Origin of the sequence: Enterococcus sp. DIV1314a (assembly GCF_051713805.1) — a bacterium.
Taxonomy (GTDB): Bacteria; Bacillota; Bacilli; order Lactobacillales; family Enterococcaceae; genus Enterococcus_I; species Enterococcus_I aquimarinus.
Genome location: NZ_JBIOQP010000001.1, coordinates 105,329 through 120,960, shown reverse-complemented (window position 1 = coordinate 120,960; position 15,632 = coordinate 105,329). Strand labels below are relative to the sequence as shown.

Sequence of the window (15,632 nt, the reverse complement as noted above, 5' to 3'; positions counted from 1 at the left end):
CTTACAGAATCCAATAGCTAGTATGAAAGCGGGGAAGCGCGCGCTTCCCCGCTTTTTTTATCAGATAGATAAATTTAATGCGACAGATAATTTTAGGAGGCTATCATTAATGGCTAAGAAAACAGTAAAAGATATCGATTTAAAAGACAAAAAAGTCCTAGTACGTGTAGATTTTAATGTTCCTTTAAAAGATGGTGTCATCACTGACGACACTCGTATCAAAGCAGCTTTACCAACCATTAACTATGTATTAGAAAATGGCGGAAAAGCAATTTTATTCTCTCACTTAGGTCGTGTAAAGGCTGAAGAAGATAAAGCAGGCAAATCGTTAGCACCAGTTGCGAAGCGTTTAGGCGAATTATTAGATAAAGAAGTGACTTTCGTACCTGAAACTCGTGGCGAAGTATTAGAAGATGCAATTGCGAACATGGCTGCAGGCGATGTCGTTGTTTTTGAAAATACGCGTTTTGAAGATATTGATGGTAAAAAAGAAAGCAAAAATGATTCGGATTTAGGTAAATACTGGGCTTCTTTAGGCGATGTATTTGTCAATGACGCATTCGGAACGGCTCACCGTGCGCATGCATCAAACGTGGGAATTGCTTCAACAGGGATTCCAACGGTTGCTGGATTCTTAATGGAAAAAGAAATCAAATTTATCGGCGATGTCGTCGCTGCACCACAACGTCCAATGGTGGCAATTCTTGGAGGCGCAAAAGTTTCTGATAAAATTGGTGTTATTGAAAACCTAATCGAAAAAGCAGATAAAATCTTAATCGGTGGCGGTATGACTTACACATTCTACAAAGCTAAAGGAATGGAAATTGGGAATTCATTAGTTGAAGCAGATAAAGTTGAATTAGCAAAAGAATTAATCGAAAAAGCAGGCGACAAACTTGTTTTACCAGTTGATTCTGTGACTTGTGCAGCATTTTCAAATGACGAACCAACAGAAATTCATGAAGGCGATGTACCAGCAGGCCAAATGGGCTTAGATATCGGACCGAAAACAGTTGAATTATTTGCGGATATTTTAAAAGACGCAAAAACAGTTGTTTGGAACGGCCCAATGGGTGTGTTTGAAATGTCTAACTTTGCTAAAGGAACGATTGGTGTTTGTGAATCAATCGCAAGCTTAACCGACGCAACAACTATTATCGGTGGTGGCGATTCAGCAGCAGCAGCAGAACAATTAGGATTTGCCGATCAATTTACGCACATTTCTACTGGTGGCGGTGCAAGTTTAGAGTTGTTAGAAGGTAAAACATTACCTGGATTAGCAGCAATCAACGACAAATAATAAGGAGTGTCAAATTCTATGCGTAAACCAATTATTGCAGGAAACTGGAAAATGAATAAAACGTTAGCTGAAGCAGTTGACTTTGCAAAAGAAGTGAAAGGGGCAGTCCCTTCAAATGATGCGGTTGATTCTGTAATCGGCTCACCAGCATTATTCTTAGCTTCTCTAGCAGAAGAGTTAAAAGGATCTGATGTGAAAATTGCTGCACAAAATGCTTACTGGGAAAATACAGGCGCATTCACTGGCGAAAACTCTCCAGCAGCGATTGCTGATTTAGGCGTACAATATGTGATCATTGGTCACTCTGAGCGTCGTGAGTATTTCCACGAAACAGATGCTGATATTAACAAAAAAGCGAAAGCAATTTTTGCAAATGGAATGACACCTATTCTTTGTTGTGGTGAGTCACTTGAAACTTACGAAGCAGGTCAAACGGCTGAGTGGATTGAAGGACAAATTACAGCAGGTTTAGAAGGTTTAACCGATGAGCAAGTTTCGAACTTAGTTATTGCCTATGAACCAATCTGGGCTATTGGTACAGGTAAATCAGCAGATGCAACCATTGCTGACGAAATCTGTGGCGTTGTCCGTCAAACAGTTGAGAAAATCTACGGCGAAACCGTTGCTCAAGCTGTTCGTATTCAATACGGTGGTTCTGTGAATCCTGAAAATATCGCTGAATACATGGCAAAAGATAACGTCGATGGTGCTTTAGTCGGTGGAGCAAGTTTAGTTCCAGCTTCTTTCTTAGCATTATTAGAAGCTGTTAAATAGTTTCAACTTTCATTTGCAGTATCGAAGAAAATTCATTACAATAAAACTAATCGCAAGGGAATCCCCTTAAGATAAAACAATTTAAAGGAGAGACATAATATGTCAATTATTACTGATATTTACGCTCGCGAAGTCTTAGACTCACGTGGTAACCCAACAATCGAAGTAGAAGTTTATACAGAATCAGGTGCGTTTGGTCGCGGAATGGTTCCGTCAGGCGCTTCAACTGGTGAACATGAAGCCGTTGAATTACGTGATGGCGATAGCGCTCGTTACTTAGGAAAAGGTGTTTCTAAAGCTGTTGACAACGTAAATAACACAATTGCAGAAGCAATCATCGGATACGATGTTCGTGATCAAATGGCAATCGATAAAGCGATGATCGCTTTAGATGGAACTCCAAACAAAGGTAAATTAGGAGCTAACGCTATTTTAGGTGTTTCTATCGCTGTTGCTCGTGCAGCTGCTGACTACCTAGAAATTCCTTTATACCACTACTTAGGCGGATTCAACACAAAAGTTTTACCAACTCCAATGATGAACATCGTTAATGGTGGTTCTCACTCTGATGCACCGATTGCATTCCAAGAGTTCATGATCTTACCAACTGGTGCACCATCATTTAAAGAAGCATTACGTTGGGGAGCAGAAATTTTCCATGCCCTAGCTAAAATCTTGAAATCTCGTGGCCTAGAAACTTCTGTAGGTGACGAAGGTGGTTTCGCACCTCGTTTTGCTGGTACAGAAGACGGTGTTGAAACAATCTTAGAAGCGATTAAAGCAGCTGGTTTAGAGCCAGGTAAAGATGTTTACTTAGGATTTGACTGTGCATCAGCTGAATTCTACGAAGACGGTATCTACAACTACGCTAAATTTGAAGGCGAAGGCGGCGCAAAACGCACTGCAGCTGAACAAGTTGACTACTTAGAAGAATTAGTTAATAAATACCCAATCCTATCAATTGAAGATGGTATGGATCAAAACGACTGGGAAGGTTGGAAACTATTAACTGAACGTTTAGGCGACAAAGTTCAATTAGTAGGTGACGATTTATTCGTTACAAACACTGAAATCTTATCTCGCGGAATTAAAAACGACATTGCAAACTCAATCTTAATCAAAGTTAACCAAATCGGTACTTTAACTGAGACTTTTGAAGCAATCGAAATGGCGAAAGAAGCTGGCTATACTGCTGTTGTTTCTCACCGTTCTGGTGAAACAGAAGACGCAACAATCGCTGATATCGCTGTTGCAACAAACGCTGGTCAAATCAAAACTGGTTCTTTATCACGTACTGACCGTATTGCAAAATACAACCAATTATTACGTATTGAAGACCAATTAGGTGAAGTAGCAGTCTACAAAGGTTTAGACGCTTTCTATAACTTAAAAAACAAATAATCGTTAAATAAAAACTTCTCCTTTTCTGATTAATAATCGGAAAAAGGAGAAGTTTTTTTGTATAACGTATTTAGTGTTGATGAAGAAAGATTTTTGGTTCTTCACCAAATAATGTGGATGACATTTCGCGCTTCCCTATGAAAAATCGCCTTGTGTGGGGGTTGCGAGACCGCTTCGAGCCTGCCATTGCTGAAGCCGTTCGAGCAAAGCGAGTGACGGATACAGTATCAGGCCTTGGAGTGACGCTCAGTTCGAAAGCTTCAAACTCTAGGCAAGTGCTCAAGCACAAACCTAGAGTCATTCACATTTCGTCTTTTGACGCAGCTGACACAAGGCGTTTTTCTTTGGTCTGCTAGTATTGAATATCATTTTGATGTCTATTTCGTCAAACAATGAAAGAAATGATAAAAGAAAATATTTAAGCGATGAGTCTATCATCAAAAAAATGATCTATTCCGAAAAAAATGTTGAGGAATAATACGAATTTTAGTCATCAACACTAAAAGTTATACAGCCAGATTTTTCTTCACAACATAAACGAGCAATCGCTTCTGCATAAATGACCATGGTTTGTTCCATTTCAGCTAATGGCCAAGCTTCATTTGGTTGGTGCATGGTGTCTTTGGTTTGGGCAAACATCGCACCAAATGCGACACAGTTTTTCATTGTTCGAGCAAAAGTAGCTCCTCCCGAAACTTGAGGCGGGCGCATATCGCCGGTAATGTCACGATAAGCACCTAATAAGGTGGTGATTAATTCAGAGTCAGCTGGGACGTAAAGAGCGTCAAGAAAATCATACTCTTCATAAGTAAGTCCGTATTCACTCGCTTTTTCGATTAGTTTTTCAACGAGTCGCTCTTTATCAATGGTGACCGGAATACGCATATCGATACCGATTTTGGTTTCATGCGCATCAATCGAAACGGTTGCCACATTAAAAGTTAACGGACCGGACGCTTCATCAGACATTTCACCGACTACGCTTGTTCCATGGGCATCGTTTTTCACTAATTGTCCTAAGAAATTCAAGCCGTCATGGTCATAGAAAGGAGCCATCGCAGTTGCTAATCGTGTATTGGCATTGATTCCTTGTGCTGCATCTTTTGAATGTACCGCTTTTCCCTTGACAATAATTTCTTGCTTGTTTTGTGTGAAATCATAACCCAGTTCAGTGAGTTTTTGTGCGATGACATCGGCATGCTCACCGTTATAAGTAGCGGTATCTGAAACGACATTTAAAGCTGTTCCACCTGCTAAGGTGAATTCCGTCGTGCCTTCTCCTGTTAAATAAACTTGGAGCAAGCCTTTCTCGGCGTTAATCACCGGGAACTGTGCATCAGGAGCGATACCAAAATCAATACTTTTTTCATTCTTATGGTATTGCGCCATGCAACGCCATAAGTTTTCTTCATCTGTACCGAAAATAAAACGGATTTTTTTGTTCAAGGTCAATCCCGCATCGAGAATGGCTTTAACTGCATAAAGCGCGGCAATTGTTGGCCCTTTATCATCTTGGACCCCACGTCCATAAATCGTTTCGTTTTCCACGATGCCTTCAAAAGGTGGGGTATGCCATAATGAGACGTCGCCAGCTGGAACGACATCTAAATGACAAAGAACGCCAAAAATTTCATCGCCTTCGCCGATTTCAGCATAACCATAATAGCCTTCAGGATCGATGAACGTTTCGAAACCTTCTTCTTGAAAAAGAGTCAGGCATTCTTTAAGCGCCTCTAAAATGCTTTGGCCAAAAGGCGCACCGGGAACCGATTCTTGTAAATAAGAGGGAATGTTGACTAATCGTTGAATAGCCGAAATCGCTTGTTGCGTGTGTGTTTCTGTAATCAATGTTTTCATGTAATCTCACCTTTCTTTTATGAAGTATTAACTTATAATATTGCTAAGACAGCTAAATAAATCATTGTAACAACAAAAATAATGACCATTAATTTTCCGACAAATTTAAACCACACTCTTAAATCGGTATGAGCAATCGTCACAGCACCCATTACAATCGCAGAAGTTGGTGTAATCAAGTTTGCCCAGCCAGATGCTGCTTGGTAAGCGGTAATGATGACATCTTTTGCGACGCCAGAAAATTCTCCCATCGGTCCGATAATACCCATGGTAGCCGCGGCTAAACCAGATGTTGAAGGAATGAGGAACGACATCGGGATGTAGAATAAGTAAACTAATACAGCAAATAAACTAGAAGAGACATTTTCTAATCCTTGTTCACCGAAATGAAGAATCGTTGCGGTAATGGCACCGTCATTCATGACAACTTGAATTCCTTTTGCAACAGCTACGACAATCGCAACACCGACAAAATCAGCGGCGCCACCTAAGAAAGTATCGATGAATTCTTTTTCTTTCATGCCGTAGAAAAAGGCAATCGCAATCGACATCACCAACATTAACATTGTAATTTCAGAAAAATACCAAGTACCTAAAGGCGCCATGCTTTTACCAAGTAATCCGCCTAATACAGGAATATTGACTAACCACTGCGTAAAGGATTCAAAGAATGTCCAATTCGGATTGATTGCCGACCACGGAACGAGCCCGACAACTAAGATGACAAAAGTCAGAACAAAAAGGAATAATACTTGCTTTTGTTTCGCTGAAATATCTTGTATGTCCTCGATATTCATTTTAAAATGAGCTAAATCGGCTTCTCGTTGTTCGTATAAAAGGGAGTTCTTAGGATCTTTTTCGACTTTACTTGCATAGCGATAGACGTACCAAATACTAATGGCTAGTAAGATGATTAGGAGAATAATGCGGGAAAATAATCCTTCACCCGGACTAATTCCTAACATACCAGAAGCCACGCCGGTAGAAAATGGATTGACGGTTGAAGCAAGACAGCCAATTTGAGACCCAATCAGTGGTACTGCTATGGCTACGATTGAGTCAAAGCCTACTGCTAACATGACAGGAATTAGAATAGGAAAGAATGCTAACGTTTCTTCAGCAAGTCCAAATGTCGTACCCCCAACGGCAAAAATAATCATCAGAATTGGAATGAGCGATTTTTCTTTGCCTTTTCGACTCTTAATAATTGAGGCCACACCTGCATCAAAGGCGCCTGTTTTGTTGACGATACCGAGTAAGCCACCAATAAATAGAATGAATAAGGAAATATCAATGGCGCCTCCTGTATTGGCATCACCGACCATTCCAACAATCGGTGCCATAAAGACATCCCAAAGTCCTTGTGGTTGCCTTGGAATTTGTTCATACGTCCCAGCGATAAAGTTCCCGGTTTCGGGATCGATTTGGTAACTACCTGCCGGAATAATCCAAGTGAAAATGGCGACCGCAATGGTAATTAAAAATAGAACTGTGTAAGCTGTTGGCATCTCAAATGCTTTTTTCTTCATAAAAACTCCTCCTAACTATTTTTGAAAACCCTTCCATCTCTATTTTATAACAAAAAAAGCGAAAGTGTATCAGAAATTTGACATTTTTCATAATGAAATTTTTTAATCGGTTTTTTTAGAAGAAATTAGTCAAAGAGTTACTCATTTTTCCTCAAAAAACGTCAGATTTTTAAAAACTTGCCTTTAGTCATCAATTTTAAGCGACTCATCGGATAAGAGATTATGGCGAAATAATTCTTGCTTTTTCTTCAAGTTTAAGATGTTTTTTTGATATTCTTTTGCATACAAGGCCGCGAAAATCGTATTTAAAAGATAATCAAATGCAATTTGGGAAGAGAAGGTACTAATTTTTTCAAAACCATATTCTTCTTGGCTTGTCACTAAAGTCGTAGAGGCAAATGGTATTAATTCGGAATGTCGATTACCAGTTAGCAAAATTGCTGGGACATGTTCTTTGTGAAAATGTTCCATAATTGGTTGGTACTGAGCGACAATGCCGCTGTACGAAATAAATAGCGCACAATCATCAGAAGACAAACTTGCGGCATTCCAATATGGATCAGCGTAATCTTCTGCTAGGATGAAGAAGCGATTTAATTTGACGAGTTTGGCTTGAAAGCCACGCGCGCGGATTTGCGAATCTCCGCGAGCAAAAAGAAAGACACGGTTGGCACTGGCCAATTGGCTGACGATTTGATCTAAGGTTGTTTCGTCTAATTGTAAGAATGTTTTTTGGACAGTATCCATCGTTAAATCCGCCATTTTTTTGGCAATTGTGAGAGATGAATCCTTTTCATCAAAAGGAAAATTCGCATTGACCTCACCAGCGACATGCAACTGACTATGCACAATGCTTGAGATGGCTATTTTAAATTCGCGAAAACCGCTAACATCCAATTTTTTGCAGAGGCGAATAATCGCGGAGTGCGAAGTATAAGTGGCTTTTGCTAAATCCTCAATATAGATAGCGGGAATGGCGTCTAAATGTTGTAAGATATAGTCGGCAATTCGTTTTTCTGTTTGGGTAAAGTGTGCTTGTTCTTTTAATTGGTCTAAAATAGTAATCATATGTTTTCCTCCTCGCATTCTATATTTTAACGGAGACTCTACAAAAAGGCTATGTTTCTGAACATAATGTTTAAACTAGAAGGCTTTTTTTCAAAACAATTGATAACGAAGACCTAGATTGGGGCCAAGGCTTGTACTTCAAGTAATCTCGCTTATAATAAAGAGACAATCATTCATTCTGGGAGGAATTAATATGTTAACAATTGCTTATATTGCCAATGGAAAAAGTACAAATCGCTATCATTTACCTTTTTCAACGAAATTAGCGGATAAAATTAACGTCAAAACGATTTATTCTCGGACGCATAAAGACGAATGGGCACCCATTGAAGGCGTTCATTATACGACGGATTTAGATGATATTTTACAGGATGAAGAGATCCAATTAGTCGTTGTGACAACACCAGGAAAGATGCACTATGACTATGCAAGATTATTATTAGAACATGGTAAAAACGCCTTAATTGAAAAACCTTTTACAGAAACTGCAGCACAAGCAAAAGAACTCTTTGCGCTAGCTAAAGAAAAAGGCTTATTTCTTCAATGTTATCAAAACCGTCGCTTTGACTCCGATTTTCTAACGGTTCAAAAAGTAATTGAAAGTGGTGTTTTGGGAGATATTCTAGAAGTAGAGATGCACTTTGATTATTTCCGTCCTGAAATACCGGAGAATACTCATACGTATTCGCAAATGGACAGTTATTTATATGCGCACGGTTGTCATACTATCGATCAAGTCTTGTCCTATTTTGGGGACCCAGATGAGATTCATTATGACGTGCGTCAATTACTTGGAAAAGGGCGCATGAATGATTACTTTGATTTAGATTTTAATTACGGCGGGATGAAAGTTTCGATCAAATCAAGTTACTTTCGTTTGAAAGAACGACCAAGTTTTGTTGTGTATGGCAAAAAAGGCTGTTTTGTCAAAGCGACAAAAGATCGGCAAGAAGAGCACTTAAAACTTTTCCATATGCCAGAAAATGCTGATTTTGGGGTGGATTTACCGGAACATTACGGCACGTTAACATATATGGATGATCAAGGTGTCTACCACGAGGAGAAAGTGGTCTCTGAAGTAGGCGATTATAGTCGCTTTTATGACGCGCTCTATGCAACAATCATTGAAGGAAAAGATAAATTAGTGAAAGACGAAGAAACCATTCGCCAATTAGAAATTTTAGAAACAGGAAGTCAATTGAATCAAGCGTAATCATTGATGGATGAAACGAGCTGAAAGGTTTTCTTTTTAAGAGTGTATAGGATTTCCTCTAGTCAAAAAAAAAAACTTGTGCTAAAGTATAGAAGACGGATACTAAGGTAAAGGGGGATTTCAAGTGTATAGTTTTATTTTAGGAACAGTCATTGTGCTGTCCATTGTCTTAATTATTGCCATTTTGATGCAACCAAGCAAACAAAATAGTGCAGCAAGTGCCTTTTCGGGCGGTGCAGATCAACTTTTTGGGAAGCAAAAAGCACGGGGATTTGAAGCCGTGATGCAACGTGCGACCGCTGTTTTAAGTGCGGTATGGATTATTTTACTTTTTGTATTAGTGTTGTTATCATCCGGAAAATAAGAACGAGAGCTTAGGCGAGGTCCTAAGTTCTTTTTTTATCTTCAATATAGCCTAGCAAGAGTAATTCCGCGGCTTCTATGTTAAAATATAAAGCGAGGTGATCATTCAATGGAACAATCAAAACAATTTCCAGAAGCGCTTTTTTTTCCAAAAGGGAGCAAGGCGATTTTGCTATTGCATGCGTATACAGGGAGTTATAATGATGTTCGTATGCTCGCGCGAATGTTAGAAAGTAAGGGATATACGGTTTATGCACCATTATTTACAGGACATGGCACAAAAAATCCGGCTGATATTTTAGCAGAGCACCCATCAACGTGGTGGGAGGATACGACGCAAGCATTAACGTTCTTAAGAAATCTTGGCTATCAACAAATCGCTGTTTTTGGGTTATCAATGGGTGGACTCTACGCGATGGCTGCGCTCCAAGAAGAAAATGTCATTGGTGGTGGGGCATTTTGTTCGCCATTAGCGCCGATGCCTACGACGATTCATGCGAATTTTATGCTTTACGCGCGTCATTATGTAACCGAAGTGCATCATTTAGAAGAAATCAAAGCGGCTTCGTTGAAACAACTCTCAGCGATTGAGCACTATTCCGCTCGTATCCAACAACAGCTAGCCGATATTCGTGTTCCTGTATTTTTAGCACAAGCTGGAAACGATCAATTAATTACACCAAGCACGGTCTATCACGCTGCACAAAAGTTCACTCAAACGCGTTGTAGTGTCCAGTGGTATCCTAAGAGTGGTCATGTGATTACAGTGGGACCTGACCGAAAAGAATTTGAAAAAGACGTGCTTCATTTTGTTGAAGGATTGTCTTGGAATGAGGAAAATAATGAATGAAACAATTAAAATAAAGGTATTACACTTTATGGCACAAAGTAAGAAAAAAAGTTTTTCAATCGAAGAAATAGCAACAGGGATAGAGATGCAAAAAGGAGCTGACTTTAAAGTCTTAGTTCAGACGGTTGCGACCTTGGAACAAGAAAAAAGTGTCATATTTACGAAAAAAGGCAAAATTAAACTTCCGCAAAAAGAAGTCTTACTTGAAGGAATCTTTCGTCGAAACGAACGAGGCTTTGGTTTTGTAAACGTTGACCCTGAAGAAGATGATATTTATATTGCAAAAGAACAGACTCTCATGGCACTTGAAGGAGATACCGTAGCGATTGATATCACGCATCCAGCAGATCCTTTTAAAGAAAAAGGGGCGGAAGGACAAGTCGTTGAGATTCGTGAACGAAAACTCACCCAAGTGGTTGGGGAGTTCACCTTATTTTCGGACGAAGAAATCAAAGAGTCAGATTTATATGGTGTCGTGAAACCAAAAGATAAAAAATTAACCGGGTTTAAAGTCTTTGTTGCAGCTGAAGGTATCCGGCCCATGGATGGCAGTATTGTAATTGTGGAAATTACTCACTATCCTGACGAAGAGTATCCAACGACTTTTGAAGGGTTAGTTAAACAAGTAATTGGTTATAAAGATGAACCTGGAATGGATATTTTATCGATTGTTGTTGCGAATGGTATTCCAACAAAATTTGCGGAAGATGTCTTAGAACAAGCCAATCAAGTCCCTGATACGATTAATCCAGCAGATTTTCCTGATCGTCGAAACTTAATTGGTGAGCAAATTGTCACGATTGATGGCGAAGATGCCAAAGATTTAGATGACGCCATTAGTGTTCGAAAGTTAGAAAATGGAAACTACTATCTAGGGGTGCACATTGCGGACGTTTCGTATTATGTGACGCAAGAGAGTCCGCTAGATAGAGAAGCTTTTGAGCGTGGAACGAGTGTATATTTAACGGATCGAGTGATTCCGATGTTGCCGCAGCGCTTATCTAATGGTATTTGCTCATTGAATCCAAACGTCCCACGCCTTGCGATGAGTTGTGAGATGGAGATTGATTCACTTGGGAATATCTTGACGTATGATATATATGAGAGTGTTATTCAATCAGTTGCCCGCATGACGTATAGCGCAGTCAACGAAATTTTAGAAGCTGAAAATCCCGAAATTATCAAGCAGTACCAAACACTTGTCCCAATGTTTGAGGAGATGGCTAATTTACACCATTTATTAGAGGCAATGCGTAAACGCCGTGGAGCAGTTACTTTTGAAGATAATGAAGCGAAAGTGATCGTTGATGAAGACGGCCATCCGTTAGAAATTGAGTTTCGTAAAAGAGGCGTAGGTGAACGCTTAATCGAATCCTTTATGTTAGCAGCTAATGAAACGGTAGCCAAGCATTTTAATCAAAAAAACTTTCCGTTCATTTATCGGATTCACGAAGAACCGAAAGAAGAAAAAATGCGACGTTTTATGGATTTTGCTTCTATTTTAGGAATTGTTGTTAAAAATAATAAAGGATCCGTATCGCCAAAAGACTTACAAGCTATTGTGGAAGAAGTCGCAGACAAGCCCGAAGCAATGGTGATTAATACGATGTTGTTAAGAAGTATGCAGCAAGCAAAATATAGCGAAGAGAATTATGGCCATTATGGCTTAGCGGCAGAGTATTATACTCACTTTACTTCTCCAATTCGTCGTTATCCGGATTTAATTGTTCATCGCTTAATTCGTTCATATCAAACGGATGATTCATTGGATAATCAAGGCTATTGGGAAGAAAATTTACCTGAAATCGCCTTTCATAGTTCGCAAATGGAACGTCGCGCGGTCAATGCGGAACGAGAAGTCGATGCATTGAAGAAAGCAGAATTTATGGCAGATCATATTGATGAAGAATTTGATGGCGTTATCAGTTCAGTCATGAAATTTGGCTTCTTCGTTGAATTACCAAATACAATTGAAGGATTAATTCATATGTCGACTCTTCACCAAGATTACTTCCATTATGTTGAAAATCATCTTGCATTAGTCGGTGAACGAACAGGTCAGACCTTTAAAATCGGACAAAAAGTTCGAATCAAGGTAAGAAAAGCTGATCCAGAAACAAGAGAAATTGATTTTGAATTAATTGAAGCAGCAGAAGTTGCCCCGATTCTTATGAAAAATCGCAACAAGGAAAAAAAGGGTACACGAACAAATGCGAAGCCTAAGTTTGAAATCAAAACAGCCCCAGAACGAGTGGAGGGTGCAGGCAAAAAGAAAACAGGGAAGAAAAAAGGGAAAAAGAAACCTTTTTACGCTTCTGCACTTAAAAAGAAACATAAAAAAACCGATAAAAAGAAATGAGGTTGAATACCTCTTGGAGGGTCCGAAATGCCAAAAGGTAAAGGAAATGTAATCGCGCAAAATAGAAAAGCAAGCCATGATTACACCATTGTCGAAGCAATCGAAGCAGGTGTGGTCTTAAAAGGAACAGAAATTAAATCGATCCGCAATAGTCGGATTAATTTGAAAGATGGTTTTGTGAGAATCCGTAACGGAGAAGCGTATTTATTCAATGTTCATATTAGTCCGTATGAACAAGGGAATATTTTTAATCATGATCCGTTGCGCACACGAAAACTCCTTCTTCATAAACGTCAAATCCGTAAACTTGAAACGGAAGCAAAAAATGCGGGGATGACGATTGTTCCCTTAAAAGTCTATTTGAAAGATGGTTATGCAAAAGTTTTAATTGGACTTGCGAAAGGGAAGAAGGACTACGATAAGCGAGAATCTTTGAAACGCAAAGATCAAGATCGTCAAATTCAACGCGTTCTGAAAAACCGCTAGTTATCGTAAATGAAATTTTTGCACAAAATCCGCGTTCGTCGACGAAAAAATCTCGATTTGTAGTAGGTATTTTACTTATCATTAGCAAAATTGTGTCTTTTTAAATTTACGATTACAATTTTAAATGGATAATAGTAGGGTTTTGCTGAAAATGTTTTGAAATTTTTCTATCATGGTGGTATGATACCAATTGTCATCATAAGTATGAGAAAAAACGAACAAACCACAGGCTCGTTTTAAGATACTTGAGAAAAGAGGTGAAGATTTTGGAAGAACGTTCACTCCTGTTTCAAATAGGTCCGATTTGGTTTGATGGGACGATTATTATTATGACATTGTTGACATGTATTCTCATTTTTTCATTTGTATTCATTTGCAGTCGGAATTTACAAATTCGACCCAAAGGAAAACAAAATGTGCTGGAATACATTGTTGATTTTGTTAGAGGAATATTAAGTAGTCAATTACCAAACAAAAAAGAAGTGAATCATTATCATTTGTTAGGTTTTACGTTATTTTTATTTATTTTAGTTTCAAATGAAATAGGATTAATCACAAAAATTGTGACACCAAGTGAGATTTCACTTTGGAAAAGTCCAACCGCCGATCCCATTGTGACCTTAGGATTAGCGATGACAGTCATTGTGTTTACCCATTATATGGGTATTCAACGATTTGGATTAAAGAATTATTTTGTTAATTCGTATTTGAAGCCTGTAAGCTTTATTTTGCCAATTAAATTGCTAGAAGAATTTACGAATGTTATTAGTCTAGGATTACGTTTATATGGTAATATTTTTGCAGGGGAGGTTCTTTTAGGATTAATCGTTTCATTGGTTACATCGATTGGTTGGGTTGCCTTACCGCTAGCCGTCCCACTTGAAATGATTTGGATTGGTTTCTCACTATTCATTGGTGCCATCCAAGCCTATGTATTTGTTACTTTAACCATGGTTTTCTTAAGTCATAAAATTGCAATTGATCATTAAAATAATAGGAACTATTAATAGGAGGAAAATATTATGAATTTTATCGCAGCAGGGTTAGCAATTGTCGGATCGGCATTAGGTGCAGCATACGGGAACTCTAAAGTGGTTTCAACCACATTAGAATCAATGGCTCGCCAACCAGAACTTTCAAGTGAGTTACGTTCAACAATGATTCTTGGAATGGCCTTCATCGAGGCAGTGCCCATTTTAGGAGTAGTGGTTGCCTTACTTCTTGTTTTAAATTAAGAGACAAGAAAAGCAGAAGCGATTGGTTTAAAAAATCCTTCTGCTTTTTTAAATATAAAATCGGCGTCTCTTTTTTTTATTTGATTAAAAGGAGAAGCATAGAGATAGGAGTGTCTAGCAGATGCTAAATCAGTTAGTATTATTGAATGCTGTTGGCTATCAGACCACTATTAGTAGTATTGTAGTCGTGACAGGATCCTTTATTTTACTATTAGTGTTGATTAAGAAATTTGCTTGGGAGCAGATTGTGGAAGTGTTCCAAAAGCGTGCAGACCAAATTAACCACGACTTAGATTCTGCTGAAGAATCGCGTGTGAAGGCGAAAAAACACGAAGAAATCATGATGCAACGATTGTCTGCTTCTCAACTAGAAGCAGCGACCATTGTCAAAGAGGCCAAGCAAGTGGGAGAGTTTAACCGCCAAGTCATCTTAAACGAAACAAAAGAAGAAGTTGCTCGGATGAAAGAAAAAGCCCAAGCAGCGCTATTAAACGAAAAAGAGCAAGCGCTTGTTGAAGTAAAACAAGAAGTGGCTCAACTATCGATTCAATTAGCAGAAAAAATTCTAAGTCATGAGCTTTCTTTGGAAAATCAAGAAATGTTAATCGATCAGTATATTGATGGATTAGGTTCAGATTATGAAACTCGATAAATATACCGTTGGAAAACGTTATGGTAAAGCATTGTTTGAATTGGCGGAAGAAGAACAAGTGCTAGATAGCGTTTTTCACGATGTCCAAACCCTCCGAGAAGTAATCGTTGGTGTCCCTGAATTAAGCCTTATTTTGAATAACCCGAATGTTCCGACAGTCGAGAAACAACAACTATTGCATTCATTGCTTCAAGAGATGGAAGAAGTCACTCGTCATTCACTTTTAGTCATTACGGAAAATCATCGCTTGTTAGAATTACCGTTTATTTTTGATGCATTTGAAGAAGCATATTACGAATCTAAAAGAATTTTAAAAGCGACAGTCACAACGGTTGTTCCTTTAACAAGCAAACAAAAAGAACAACTGTCTAAGAAGCTTACACAGCAATTTGGTTATGAGACAGTTGCGTTTCACGAGCAAATTGATTCGAGCATATTAGGCGGAGTTATTCTAGAAATGAAGCATCAAATTATTGATGGTAGTGTGAAAACACGATTAGAAACGTTAAAAAAAGCACTAAGTAAATAGGACTGGGTAGAAGAGG

15 protein-coding genes are annotated in these 15,632 nt (G+C 38.7%); 12 read left to right on the top strand and 3 right to left on the bottom strand.

The window, feature by feature from the left end:
- Positions 1–109: 109 nt before the first annotated feature.
- The 3 genes from IGI68_RS00600 to eno all read left to right on the top strand — a co-directional run bounded on the left by IGI68_RS00600 (position 110) and on the right by eno (position 3,475).
- Entirely contained in the window at positions 110–1,300 is a 1,191-nt protein-coding gene (locus IGI68_RS00600) for a phosphoglycerate kinase (protein ID WP_273233374.1), read from the top strand.
- Between the two features lie 18 nt (positions 1,301–1,318).
- Positions 1,319–2,074: a triose-phosphate isomerase gene (tpiA, locus tag IGI68_RS00595; protein WP_438729478.1), complete on the top strand. Its 756-nt coding sequence runs from the start codon at positions 1,319–1,321 to the stop codon at positions 2,072–2,074.
- A 99-nt stretch (positions 2,075–2,173) separates the two neighbouring features.
- Entirely contained in the window at positions 2,174–3,475 is a 1,302-nt protein-coding gene (eno, locus tag IGI68_RS00590) for a phosphopyruvate hydratase (protein ID WP_071874247.1), read from the top strand.
- 486 nt (positions 3,476–3,961) lie between these two features.
- Here eno and IGI68_RS00585 read toward each other — a convergent pair whose 3' ends face one another.
- The 3 genes from IGI68_RS00585 to IGI68_RS00575 form a co-directional block, all read right to left on the bottom strand.
- Complete coding sequence (locus IGI68_RS00585) at positions 3,962–5,332, bottom strand: M20 family metallopeptidase (protein WP_438729474.1); 1,371 nt, start codon at positions 5,330–5,332, stop codon at positions 3,962–3,964.
- 32 nt (positions 5,333–5,364) lie between these two features.
- The gene (locus IGI68_RS00580; protein WP_438729471.1) at positions 5,365–6,861 is read right to left on the bottom strand and encodes a YfcC family protein; all 1,497 of its coding nucleotides are present in this window, start codon (positions 6,859–6,861) and stop codon (positions 5,365–5,367) included.
- 183 nt (positions 6,862–7,044) lie between these two features.
- Positions 7,045–7,929 (bottom strand): MurR/RpiR family transcriptional regulator, encoded by an 885-nt coding sequence (locus tag IGI68_RS00575; protein WP_379952761.1) that lies wholly within the window; start codon positions 7,927–7,929, stop codon positions 7,045–7,047.
- 193 nt (positions 7,930–8,122) lie between these two features.
- Here IGI68_RS00575 and IGI68_RS00570 point away from each other — a divergent pair, with 193 nt between their 5' ends.
- The 9 genes from IGI68_RS00570 (at position 8,123) to atpH (ending at position 15,616) form a co-directional block, all read left to right on the top strand.
- Positions 8,123–9,142 (top strand): Gfo/Idh/MocA family oxidoreductase, encoded by a 1,020-nt coding sequence (locus IGI68_RS00570; RefSeq protein ID WP_071874244.1) that lies wholly within the window; start codon positions 8,123–8,125, stop codon positions 9,140–9,142.
- Between the two features lie 124 nt (positions 9,143–9,266).
- Positions 9,267–9,506 carry a preprotein translocase subunit SecG gene (secG, locus tag IGI68_RS00565; RefSeq protein WP_071874243.1) on the top strand — a complete coding sequence of 80 codons (240 nt, stop codon included), beginning with the start codon at positions 9,267–9,269 and terminating at the stop codon, positions 9,504–9,506.
- A gap of 108 nt (positions 9,507–9,614) precedes the next feature.
- Positions 9,615–10,355, top strand: coding sequence for an alpha/beta hydrolase (locus IGI68_RS00560; protein ID WP_071874242.1), 741 nt, complete (start codon positions 9,615–9,617; stop codon positions 10,353–10,355).
- Positions 10,345–12,714 (top strand): ribonuclease R, encoded by a 2,370-nt coding sequence (gene rnr, locus IGI68_RS00555; protein ID WP_438733166.1) that lies wholly within the window; start codon positions 10,345–10,347, stop codon positions 12,712–12,714. Before IGI68_RS00560 ends, rnr begins: the two co-directional genes overlap by 11 nt.
- Before the next feature lie 27 nt (positions 12,715–12,741).
- Positions 12,742–13,200 carry an SsrA-binding protein SmpB gene (gene smpB, locus IGI68_RS00550; RefSeq protein WP_071874240.1) on the top strand — a complete coding sequence of 153 codons (459 nt, stop codon included), beginning with the start codon at positions 12,742–12,744 and terminating at the stop codon, positions 13,198–13,200.
- Positions 13,201–13,466: 266 nt separating this feature from the next.
- Positions 13,467–14,189: a F0F1 ATP synthase subunit A gene (gene atpB / locus IGI68_RS00545; protein WP_071874239.1), complete on the top strand. Its 723-nt coding sequence runs from the start codon at positions 13,467–13,469 to the stop codon at positions 14,187–14,189.
- 33 nt (positions 14,190–14,222) lie between these two features.
- Positions 14,223–14,435, top strand: a complete 213-nt coding sequence (atpE, locus tag IGI68_RS00540; RefSeq protein WP_071874238.1) for a F0F1 ATP synthase subunit C — start codon at positions 14,223–14,225, stop codon at positions 14,433–14,435.
- Between the two features lie 121 nt (positions 14,436–14,556).
- A complete protein-coding gene (gene atpF, locus IGI68_RS00535; protein ID WP_071874237.1) occupies positions 14,557–15,087 on the top strand; it encodes a F0F1 ATP synthase subunit B in 531 nt (176 codons plus the stop codon).
- Entirely contained in the window at positions 15,074–15,616 is a 543-nt protein-coding gene (gene atpH / locus IGI68_RS00530; RefSeq protein ID WP_071874236.1) for an ATP synthase F1 subunit delta, read from the top strand. The genes atpF and atpH overlap by 14 nt, the downstream gene beginning before the upstream one ends.
- The last annotated feature ends 16 nt before the right edge of the window (positions 15,617–15,632 follow it).

Excerpts from the sequence above, each read along its gene's own strand:
- atpH (WP_071874236.1), top strand. The coding sequence starts at position 15,074 with ATGAAACTCGATAAATATACCGTTGGAAAACGTTATGGTAAAGCATTG.
- IGI68_RS00575 (WP_379952761.1), bottom strand. The coding sequence starts at position 7,929 with ATGATTACTATTTTAGACCAATTAAAAGAACAAGCACACTTTACCCAA.
- IGI68_RS00585 (WP_438729474.1), bottom strand. The coding sequence starts at position 5,332 with ATGAAAACATTGATTACAGAAACACACACGCAACAAGCGATTTCGGCT.
- atpF (WP_071874237.1), top strand. The coding sequence starts at position 14,557 with ATGCTAAATCAGTTAGTATTATTGAATGCTGTTGGCTATCAGACCACT.
- IGI68_RS00560 (WP_071874242.1), top strand. The coding sequence starts at position 9,615 with ATGGAACAATCAAAACAATTTCCAGAAGCGCTTTTTTTTCCAAAAGGG.
- atpE (WP_071874238.1), top strand. The coding sequence starts at position 14,223 with ATGAATTTTATCGCAGCAGGGTTAGCAATTGTCGGATCGGCATTAGGT.
- tpiA (WP_438729478.1), top strand. The coding sequence starts at position 1,319 with ATGCGTAAACCAATTATTGCAGGAAACTGGAAAATGAATAAAACGTTA.
- IGI68_RS00580 (WP_438729471.1), bottom strand. The coding sequence starts at position 6,861 with ATGAAGAAAAAAGCATTTGAGATGCCAACAGCTTACACAGTTCTATTT.
- IGI68_RS00570 (WP_071874244.1), top strand. The coding sequence starts at position 8,123 with ATGTTAACAATTGCTTATATTGCCAATGGAAAAAGTACAAATCGCTAT.
- IGI68_RS00600 (WP_273233374.1), top strand. The coding sequence starts at position 110 with ATGGCTAAGAAAACAGTAAAAGATATCGATTTAAAAGACAAAAAAGTC.
- eno (WP_071874247.1), top strand. The coding sequence starts at position 2,174 with ATGTCAATTATTACTGATATTTACGCTCGCGAAGTCTTAGACTCACGT.
- smpB (WP_071874240.1), top strand. The coding sequence starts at position 12,742 with ATGCCAAAAGGTAAAGGAAATGTAATCGCGCAAAATAGAAAAGCAAGC.